This is a genomic window from Aggregatibacter sp. oral taxon 458 str. W10330 (assembly GCF_000466335.1).
Lineage (GTDB): Bacteria > Pseudomonadota > Gammaproteobacteria > Enterobacterales > Pasteurellaceae > Aggregatibacter.
Genome location: NZ_KE952593.1, coordinates 4,132 through 13,496 on the forward strand (window position 1 = coordinate 4,132; position 9,365 = coordinate 13,496).

Consider the following 9,365-nt stretch of genomic DNA (forward strand, 5'->3'; position numbering starts at 1 on the left):
ATCCTGTTCGGTGACGAGTTTGATAATTTTCAAATGAAATTGATAAGAGTAGGACATAATCTGCACCTCAAAATAGGTGTCCAGGTTTTCGGGTGCAGATCAAAGTGCGGTCAGTTTTTCTAACGTTTTTATCAGATAAAAATACTCGGGAAAATGACCGCACTTGATGACTAATCAGATCAGTATAAATTGCTATAAAATTTTTTAAAATTATGGTCTAATAGCCCACAATTTTTTGTTAATCAAGAGAAAAAGGTTAAATATGAGCTGGATTGATAGAATTTTTAGTAAAAGCACTTCGTCTTCTTCCCGCAAGGCCAATGTGCCTGAAGGCGTGTGGACAAAATGTACCTCATGCGAACAGGTGTTATATCGTGAAGAATTAAAACGTCATTTGGAAGTTTGCCCGAAATGTGGCCACCATATGCGCATTGATGCGCGTGAACGTTTATTGGGCTTATTGGATCAAGACAGTACACAAGAATTAGCGGCAGAGTTAGAACCGAAAGATATTTTGAAATTCAAAGACTTAAAGAAATATAAAGATCGTATTACCGCTGCTCAGAAAGAAACCGGCGAAAAAGATGCCTTAATTGTATTTTACGGTACGTTATACAGTATGCCGATTGTGGCCGCTGCCTCTAACTTTAGCTTTATGGGCGGTTCCATGGGGTCTGTGGTGGGCGCGAAATTTGTCAAAGCTGCCGAAAAAGCCATTGAAGAAAATTGCCCGTTTGTCTGTTTCTCTGCTAGTGGTGGCGCACGTATGCAGGAAGCCTTGTACTCCCTGATGCAAATGGCAAAAACCAGCGCCGTGTTGGCTAAAATGCGTGAAAAAGGCGTGCCATTCATTTCCGTATTAACGGATCCAACCTTAGGTGGCGTTTCTGCAAGTTTCGCAATGTTGGGCGATATCAACATTGCCGAACCAAAAGCCTTAATTGGTTTTGCCGGTCCACGCGTTATTGAACAAACCGTGCGTGAAAAATTGCCGGAAGGTTTCCAACGTAGTGAATTTTTATTGGAAAAGGGCGCAATCGACATGATCGTAAAACGTGCTGATATGCGTAATACTTTGGCGAGTTTGGTCAGCAAATTGATGAATAAGCCGTCTCCTTTTGTGGAAAGCGAATTAATCACAGAAGAATAAATATGAACACAATGTTAAAAGCCACTTCGCCACTCGACGAGTGGCTTTCTTATTTGGAAAACAGTCATTTTAAAGCGATTGATTTGGGGCTGGAACGCATTAAATCTGTCGCCCAAGAATTGGATTTGCTCACGCCGGCACCTTTCGTGATTACCGTGGGCGGTACAAATGGTAAAGGTACCACTTGTCGTTTGTTAGAAACTATGTTATTGAATGCCGGCTATCGTGTTGGCGTATATTCTTCACCACATTTGTTACGTTATAACGAACGTGTTCGTATTCAGAATCACGAGTTGGATGATTCAGAGCACACAGCTTCTTTTGCGTATATTGAGCAAAACAAAACGCAATCATTAACGTATTTTGAATTCAGCACGATGTCTGCGTTACATTTGTTTAAACAGGCAAGATTGGATGTGGTGATTTTAGAAGTGGGGCTGGGTGGTCGCTTGGATGCCACGAATATCGTGGACAATGATATGGCAGTCATTACCAGTATCGACATTGATCATACGGATTTCCTCGGTTCTACGCGCGATCAAATTGGTTTTGAAAAAGCGGGAATTTTCCGCGCTAATAAACCGGTGATTATCGGTGAACCCAACATTCCGCAAAGCATGTTGGCGCATGCCGAAACATTAGGTTGCCAATTATTTTGTCGTCACCTTGATTGGCATTTTTGCCAACAGGAACAAAGTTGGACATGGCAAACCACGCGTGAAGATGAAAAAGTGCGGTGGAATTTGTTAGCGGATTTACCGCTTTGCCAAATTCCGTTAGCCAATGCGGCAACAGCACTTGCGGCAGTACAAAAAATGCCGTTTGAAATTTCTCTTGAAACCGTGAAAAAATCCTTGCTTGAGGTGGAGCTCACCGGGCGTTTTCAAACGGTGAAACCGGCAGGCTTAACACATTTAGCGCAAATGGTTCAGCGTGAAGTGGAAGCGCTACCGCGTATGATTATTGATGTGGGGCATAATCCGCACGCAGCACGTTATTTAGCAGAAAAACTGACCGCACTTAAAGCCCAATCGCAAGGAAAACTGGTTGCCGTTTGCGGTATTTTAAAAGACAAAGATGCGGTAGGCGTGTTGACGCCTTTACTACCGCTGGTGGATGAATGGCATTGCGTTACGTTAGGGGGGTATCGCGGGCAAGAGGGGAAAGCATTATTACTCACCTTGCGACAAGTTGCCGAACAACAGCATTTGACGGTGCAGGGCAACAGTGCCGATTCTGTGGCAGAAGGCGTGAAAAGTGCGGTGAAAATGGCTAATAAAAATGATACTGTGCTGGTCTTTGGCTCTTTTCATACCGTAGGTGAGTTTTTGACATTCAGTCAGCCATCAAGGTCGATATAAACAAAAATAGCACTGAGAAGCATATCAGTGCTATTTTTTTGTCTTTGTTTGATAGTGTTTTTATTTGACTTCTTTAAAGGCAATCATACCTTGTTCACTGAAATCAGCCTGATCGTCATCGTCAAATGTCATCGGGGTGATCTTTTCTTCATCAAATGCCGTGTCCCCTTCGATGCCATCAAATAACTGCCCCTGTTTTATCTCTTTAAAATCAAAGCATTTCGGATCACATAAATGTGAAAGGGTAATGTTTTGCATGGCGCTAAACATGGTTTCTAAACGGCCCGGATATTGGCGATCCCACGTATTTAGCATTTCTTTGACGACTTGACGTTGTAAGTTAGGTTGAGAGCCGCAGAGATTGCAAGGAATAATCGGGAACGCTTTCGCGGTGGCATATTTTTCAATATCTTTCTCTTTGCAATACGCCAGCGGACGAATCACAATGTGCTTGCCATCATCAGAAATCAATTTAGGTGGCATGGATTTTAATTTTCCGCCGTAGAACATATTGAGAAACAGCGTTGCCAACATATCATCACGATGATGTCCTAAGGCGATTTTAGTTGCGCCTAATTCGGTCGCTGTACGGTATAAAATTCCACGACGTAAACGCGAGCAAAGCGAGCAGGTGGTTTTACCTTCGGGGATTTTTTCTTTCACGATGCCGTAGGTGTTTTCTTCAACAATTTTGTAATCCACACCGATTTTTTGTAAATATGTCGGCAGAACGTGTTCCGGAAAGCCCGGTTGTTTTTGGTCTAAATTCACCGCCACGATCTCGAAATTGACCGGTGCGTTTTGTTGTAGATTGAGCAAAATATCCAATAGGGTATAGCTGTCTTTGCCGCCGGAAAGGCACACCATCACTTTATCGCCTTCCTCGATCATATTGAAATCGGCAATGGCATTGCCGACGTTACGGCGCAGGCGTTTTTGTAATTTATTGAAATTGTAATTTTGTTTTTTTTCGATTGAGTTTGCTGTATTCATTGTGTTTATTCGGTTATCTGGAAAGCGGCTCATTATATACGAAGCCTTAAGGTTTGTATAAATGAATTAAAACGATCTTAAAACACACCGCACTTGGTGTGAGAAATTAAGAAAACGACCGGTCTTGGGGCAGAATATGCTATGATTCCCCTCAATTTTATTAATGAAACTGAAATAGGACTGAACGAATGAAACTTGATCCTGATATGGCCATTGACATGGCTTACGATATTTTCCTTGAAATGGCACCAGAGAATCTTTCTCCGGCAGATATTCTGTTGTTTAACCTTCAATTTGAAGAGCGAGGTGCGGTTGAATTTGTTGAAACGGCGGAGAATTGGGAAGAGGAAATCGGGGTTTTAATCGATCCGGAGGCTTATGCGGAAGTGTGGATTGGGTTGGTGAATGCGCAAGATGTGATGGATGATGTTTTTGCCAAATTCCTGATTTCTCATGAAGAAAAGGATCGCCAATATCATATTATCTGGAAAGAATAATGGAAAAAAACACCGCACTTTTAGGCTTAAGAAAGGAAAGTACGCGTAAAAGTGCGGTTAAAAATGAGAGAGAATCACTGAGTTAGATTTTGGTGACATCAAATTTGGCTAGGTCAATGGTATCTTCCGTGCCATAGAATTTCGCCAGCGCTTGACGAAGTGTTTCGGCACGTTTCGGTAAGCCTGCTGAGGCATAATGTTGTACTTGTCGATAAACGGCGAGTTTAAACGGTTGGGTGTCGCCGGGCTGACCATTGAGATTATCCGAGCTTGCAAAATAACGAAAATTTGCCGCGGTAGCAAGAATCCATTCTAAGGCTTGTGGTTTGACTTCAACCTGCTCAAATAATCGTTGCTGTTCTTCCGTTCTGCCATCGGGTTCGTACCAATAGCCAAAATCCTCCAATTTGCGACGTTCTTTTCCGGCGACTAACCAATGAGCAATTTCGTGTAGTCCGCTGCTATAAAAACCACGAGCAAAATAGATGGCATTATAGGGGCAAGTGTCATTTGCCGGCACATATAAGGGTTCATCGCCACCTTTAACCAATTTCGTGTTGTATTCTTGTTCAAAACATTGATTAAAAATCGCGATTAAATCGTTAATGTCATGTTCCATGCCTGTCTCCCAAAAGCTTTACGAGATTTTTTTCACTGATTTGCGAACGACCAGTTCGGGGTGGATTTCAATTGTTTCCCTCTGTTCAGATTTGTGGTTAATGCGTTCAAATAACAAATTGACCGCCTGAACGCCTAAGCGGGATTTGGATTGGTGAATCGTTGTGAGCGGTGGTGCATAAAAACGAGAGGCGTGAATATTATCATAGCCAATGATTGAAATATCATCCGGCACACGCAAGCCTTTTTCGCCAATGGCGGAAATTGCACCTAATGCCATGACGTCATTGCAACAAAATACGGCTGTTGGCAAGGTGTCTTGCCGTAAAATTTTGTTCATGCATTCATAGCCGTCTTCCGGTTCAAAAAAACCTTCCATCACCCACTTGGGGTTGATGGTTAATCCGGCCTCTTGCATGGCGTGCACAAAGCCTTCGTAACGGGTTTTTGCTGTGGTTTTGGAGAGTTCACCGGCAATAATCCCAATATGTTTATGACCATTTTCAATAAGATGTTGAGTGGCTAAATAACCGCCATTAAAACTGTTGTCTTGAATGATATCCGTATCAACATTCGGGCCCCAATCCATGACAACCATTGGAATGGTTTCAAAGTTAGTTAATATATTCAAGGAATCCGGCAAATACTCCGAACACATCACTAAAATGCCATCCACTCGTTTTTGAGCAAGCATATCCAAATGATTGCGGATTTTTTCTGCGTTATTTTGCGTGTTGCACAGAAAGAGCGAATACCCTTGGCGGTAGCAATGTTCTTCTACGGCGTGAATAATTTCCGCAAAATAAGGCGTTTCGCTGGTGGTAACAATCATCCCGATGGATTTCGTGGTATTAATTTTTAGGCTACGCGCCACCGCGCTTGGCGAATAATTGAGATCTTTAATGGCTTGTAAGACTAATTTCTCGGTATCCTCTGCAACAAAGCGAGTTTTGTTGATCACGTGCGAGACGGTGGTGGTGGAAACGCCGGCCATTTTGGCGACATCTTTGATCGTTGCCATAATTTGCTCCGTAAAAAAAATTTGAGCTATTATAAAGAGGGAAGGGGGATTGGTTAAGGGCGGAAAGGCAAAATTTTGTACTTTGTCACACTTTTTCAGATTAGGCTGGCGTTTTGCGTAAATTTTTTGTTAAAATGTGGCAAGTTTCATACTAGATCAATGATTAACGAGGTTAAAAATGGGTACTTTTGGTTATGCCATGATGATGGTTGTCTTGTCTTTAAGTGTTGTTGTGATTTTGGCCACATCAATTTTTTAGACAGAAAATCACGAAAAATAAACCGCACTTTAAGAGGAATTCAGTGGATTTCATCTTAAAGTGCGGTTTGTTTTTTTATGTATTTAAGGCGTCGCCAGCCAATCCGTCGCGAATTTTCTTTTCAAAAAATGCGTAGTCCACCAAAAACGCATCATGCCCGTAATCGGAGGCGAATTCATGATACGTCAAGCGCACACCACTTTGTTCTAATAATTGCTTACTTTTACGCAATTCCGGCAGTTTAAAAAGTTGATCGTTTTCTACCGCGACGAGGGTATAAGCGGCTTTGATGCGAGAAAGTGCCGTGTTCAAATCGGCATACCCGATGCTGGGATCGTATAAATCTAACGCGCGCAATAAATGCAAATAGCTATTGGCGTCGAATCGGGCAAGAAATTTCTGCCCTTGATAACTTAAATAGGATTCCACTTGGAAATAATCGCCCTGTAAATTACCCTCCGCTTTGGTGGCACGCCCAAAGGCTTTATTTAGTTGTATGTCGGTGCGATAAGTGAGCATACCCAGCATACGAGCAATGGCGAGCCCTTTATCCGGTTTTTCGCCATCGTAATAATCGCCATTGTTGAAATGCGGATCGTTAATGACAGCTTGTCGCATGACATGATTAAATCCAATGGCTTCTGCGCTGAAAGAAAGGGAAGAGCAAAGGTTGACCACATTAGAGACAAAATCCGGGTAATCAATCGCCCATTGAGTGGCTTGCATACCGCCGAAAGAGCCACCAATAATGGCGTGTAAATGCGGGATTTCGAGGGTATCCAGCAAGGCTTTTTGCACTTTGATTAAATCTTGCACCATCACAGAAGGAAATTGACTGCCATAAGGGCGGTTGGTTTTTGGATTAAGCGAAGCCGGACCGGTAGTGCCTTTACAGCCACCGAGAACATTCGAACAAATAAAGAAATAACGGGAGGTGTCTAATGCCAAACCATCGCCCATAAAATTTTGCCACCAGCCTTCTTGATGTTGCTCTTTTGCAAAATAGGGTTCGGCATCACCGGTTAATGCATGACAAATCAATACCGCATTGCTTTTCTCCGCATTGAGCTCACCATAGGTTTGGTAGGCGACATCAATATGATCAAGTTGGCCACCTAAAAGGAGATCTAAGGGTTGCTGGGTAAAAAGCGTTGTTGTTTTAATTGTCATTGCCGGCATTTGGGTTATCAAGAATAGGCGCATAAACTACCGCTTGCCTTAGCGCTTGTCAAGGAAATTTAGCCATCTAAACATCTAGAAGTTTTGAAGTCTGTAGAAACAAAGATTACGCTTGAATTTCCGTGTTGTTTTGATTATTTTGTTAATAATCATTTTTATCTGAATCACATCAATGAAATTGGCTTTAAAAGAAACGTTACAAAACCTGTTTGACAGATTGCACATTAAGCGAATCGTGCGCTATTTGAGTGGATTTGTGGCGTTTTCTGTTTTTTTATTGATTATCGTAGATGCCATGATTGGTTATTATGTTCGGGAGAACATTTATTACGATATTGCCAAAATCCCAAATCGCCCTTACGGCTTAGTGCTTGGCACATCAAAATACTTTGCCAATAACGCATTGAATCTGTTTTATCATAATCGCTTGTTGGCGGCACAACGTCTATTTGAAGCGAGAAAAGTGGATTATTTATTGTTAAGCGGAGACAATCGCACGCGTCAATATAATGAGCCACGAACGATGCTTAACGATCTGAAAAGAATGGGCGTGCCGCCGGAATTTATTTATTTAGATTTCGCCGGATTTCGTACATTGGATTCGGTGGTTCGTGCCGATCAAGTCTTTCAGGCACATTCTTTTACCATTATTTCGCAGAAGTTCCATTGTGAGCGTGCCTTGTTTATTGCGAAATTCCACAAGATCGACGCCATTTGTTTTGTCGCCGATTATCCGCAAGTGTCTTCTTGGGTGAGAATCAGAGAGTTTTTTGCACGCCTACAGGCGGTTTGGGATATTCTCATCGAAAAAGAACCGCACTTTTTGGGAGAACCGGAACCGCTTCCCCCACCACTTAGCATTCCTAGTATCAACAGTGATACTTAACAATTTTCCGCATTAAAGGCGTTGTGTTCACTGTGTTTTTATGTTTTTTCGAGAGCGCATTCAACGCAAGATTTAACAATGATCGCGATATTTTGTCGTAATCTTGCACACTGCAAATCACGGCATTTTCCAATAATTCCAACATTTCAAAATGCCCAAAGGTTGCAATCATGAGTTGAGGCGGAATATGACCTTGTCGCTGTAATAACACCAATAACACGCCTTCTAACAGCGTAAAAGAGGTAGTAAAAATCGAGGTTGGTAATTCATTTTGATCTAACCAACGAGAAAATGCGGTGGCCGCATGGTTTTTATGGAAGTTATCCGTGTACAAATAGGTTGCGGCAATGTTTTTCCCGCCTAATGCTTGACGAAAGCCTTTTTCGCGGGCTTGGCTGATAGGCAATTCAGGTAATGCACCAAAAAATAGAATGCGTTGTTGTTTGGCTTGCTTGAATAGCTCATGGCTTAACCGATAGGCATCGCCTTCATCGTCCGTTAAAAGATTCACGACATTGGGCGATAGAATTTGGCGATCAAAACCGATCACCGGAATGTTGGTGTGCTGGTAAAAATCTGTGTTGTAAGGCAATGCGGAAGAGACCACCAAGGCATCAATTTGGCGTTGTAACAAGTGTTTTACGCAGTCTTCTTCATTTTTAACTTTATCGTTAGAGCAAGAAATCAGTAATTGATAGCCGATTTCTCTTAAATGATTTTCTAAATTGTTAGCAATTTTGGCATAACTGATATTCTCAAAATCCGGAATAATTAAACCGATGGTTTTACTTTTGCCTACACGCAGGCTGGCGGCCATTGCATTGGGTTTAAAATCATACTGTTTAATTAAGGCTTCCACTTTTTTGATAGTGCTATCACTCACACGGTATTGCTTGGCTTTTCCGTTTACAACATAGCTCACCGTTGTGCAAGAGACACCGGCAAGTTTGGCAATTTCATCTAATTTCACATTAACTCCTTATAAATGTCAGAAATAGAGAATTTGATAGGGTAAGGTAGAGTCTACGCTTTTAGCGCATGTAAAAAACAGACATCCATCACAGTTTTAGAAGTGCTTTATAAAGTGCGGTTCATTTTTGCACCTTTTGACAGAAAAACCTACAAAAAAACTCAAGAATTATGTGTGAATCACGGAAAATGCCAGTCTTAAAGCGTATCGGTCATTTAAAATTTTATAAAAAATGACCGCACTTTATTTACCCCGTAGCGTGCAACTTGTTGCACGAATGATTAATCTCGATGCACAATTCATGATTTCCTGCGTAGCGTGCATCTCAATGCACGACAGAATCAATCACGGAACGAACTAAAGTGCGGTAATTTTGGGAGGTATTTTTTCAACCAATGTATTATCAACCGTCAAGCGCGTTATTCATTTCG

9 protein-coding genes are annotated in these 9,365 nt (G+C 41.9%); 4 read left to right on the top strand and 5 right to left on the bottom strand.

The features are described from left to right. The first annotated feature begins 262 nt into the window (after nucleotides 1-262). Complete coding sequence (accD, locus tag HMPREF9065_RS08760; RefSeq protein WP_033002349.1) at nucleotides 263-1,150, top strand: acetyl-CoA carboxylase, carboxyltransferase subunit beta; 888 nt, start codon at nucleotides 263-265, stop codon at nucleotides 1,148-1,150. Nucleotides 1,151-1,152: 2 nt separating this feature from the next. Beyond that, entirely contained in the window at nucleotides 1,153-2,511 is a 1,359-nt protein-coding gene (gene folC, locus HMPREF9065_RS08755) for a bifunctional tetrahydrofolate synthase/dihydrofolate synthase (protein WP_021615237.1), read from the top strand. Nucleotides 2,512-2,571: 60 nt separating this feature from the next. On the opposite strand, the gene ttcA is transcribed toward folC, so the two are convergent. Beyond that, nucleotides 2,572-3,504 carry a tRNA 2-thiocytidine(32) synthetase TtcA gene (ttcA, locus tag HMPREF9065_RS08750; protein ID WP_021615238.1) on the bottom strand — a complete coding sequence of 311 codons (933 nt, stop codon included), beginning with the start codon at nucleotides 3,502-3,504 and terminating at the stop codon, nucleotides 2,572-2,574. A 188-nt stretch (nucleotides 3,505-3,692) separates the two neighbouring features. On the opposite strand from ttcA, the gene HMPREF9065_RS08745 reads away from it, so the two are divergent. Beyond that, on the top strand, nucleotides 3,693-4,001 hold the full coding sequence (locus HMPREF9065_RS08745; RefSeq protein WP_021615239.1) for an HI1450 family dsDNA-mimic protein: 309 nt from the start codon (nucleotides 3,693-3,695) through the stop codon (nucleotides 3,999-4,001). An 82-nt stretch (nucleotides 4,002-4,083) separates the two neighbouring features. On the opposite strand, the gene HMPREF9065_RS08740 is transcribed toward HMPREF9065_RS08745, so the two are convergent. The 3 genes from HMPREF9065_RS08740 to HMPREF9065_RS08730 form a co-directional block, all read right to left on the bottom strand. Further along, nucleotides 4,084-4,620: an elongation factor P hydroxylase gene (locus tag HMPREF9065_RS08740; RefSeq protein ID WP_021615240.1), complete on the bottom strand. Its 537-nt coding sequence runs from the start codon at nucleotides 4,618-4,620 to the stop codon at nucleotides 4,084-4,086. Between the two features lie 18 nt (nucleotides 4,621-4,638). Further along, on the bottom strand, nucleotides 4,639-5,640 hold the full coding sequence (purR, locus tag HMPREF9065_RS08735) for an HTH-type transcriptional repressor PurR (RefSeq protein ID WP_021615241.1): 1,002 nt from the start codon (nucleotides 5,638-5,640) through the stop codon (nucleotides 4,639-4,641). Between the two features lie 334 nt (nucleotides 5,641-5,974). Next, entirely contained in the window at nucleotides 5,975-7,069 is a 1,095-nt protein-coding gene (locus HMPREF9065_RS08730; RefSeq protein WP_033002357.1) for a homoserine O-acetyltransferase MetX, read from the bottom strand. Nucleotides 7,070-7,250: 181 nt separating this feature from the next. On the opposite strand from HMPREF9065_RS08730, the gene HMPREF9065_RS08725 reads away from it, so the two are divergent. Beyond that, nucleotides 7,251-7,964 carry a SanA/YdcF family protein gene (locus tag HMPREF9065_RS08725; protein ID WP_021615244.1) on the top strand — a complete coding sequence of 238 codons (714 nt, stop codon included), beginning with the start codon at nucleotides 7,251-7,253 and terminating at the stop codon, nucleotides 7,962-7,964. Here HMPREF9065_RS08725 and cra read toward each other — a convergent pair. Beyond that, nucleotides 7,948-8,934 carry a catabolite repressor/activator gene (gene cra / locus HMPREF9065_RS08720; protein ID WP_021615245.1) on the bottom strand — a complete coding sequence of 329 codons (987 nt, stop codon included), beginning with the start codon at nucleotides 8,932-8,934 and terminating at the stop codon, nucleotides 7,948-7,950. The genes HMPREF9065_RS08725 and cra overlap by 17 nt on opposite strands. Nucleotides 8,935-9,365 lie beyond the last annotated feature (431 nt).

What these genes read in the sequence shown, in the direction of transcription:
- accD (WP_033002349.1), top strand. Translation starts at nt 263, where the DNA reads ATGAGCTGGATTGATAGAATTTTTAGTAAAAGCACTTCGTCTTCTTCC.
- folC (WP_021615237.1), top strand. Translation starts at nt 1,153, where the DNA reads ATGAACACAATGTTAAAAGCCACTTCGCCACTCGACGAGTGGCTTTCT.
- ttcA (WP_021615238.1), bottom strand. Translation starts at nt 3,504, where the DNA reads ATGAATACAGCAAACTCAATCGAAAAAAAACAAAATTACAATTTCAAT.
- HMPREF9065_RS08745 (WP_021615239.1), top strand. Translation starts at nt 3,693, where the DNA reads ATGAAACTTGATCCTGATATGGCCATTGACATGGCTTACGATATTTTC.
- HMPREF9065_RS08740 (WP_021615240.1), bottom strand. Translation starts at nt 4,620, where the DNA reads ATGGAACATGACATTAACGATTTAATCGCGATTTTTAATCAATGTTTT.
- purR (WP_021615241.1), bottom strand. Translation starts at nt 5,640, where the DNA reads ATGGCAACGATCAAAGATGTCGCCAAAATGGCCGGCGTTTCCACCACC.
- HMPREF9065_RS08730 (WP_033002357.1), bottom strand. Translation starts at nt 7,069, where the DNA reads ATGACAATTAAAACAACAACGCTTTTTACCCAGCAACCCTTAGATCTC.
- HMPREF9065_RS08725 (WP_021615244.1), top strand. Translation starts at nt 7,251, where the DNA reads ATGAAATTGGCTTTAAAAGAAACGTTACAAAACCTGTTTGACAGATTG.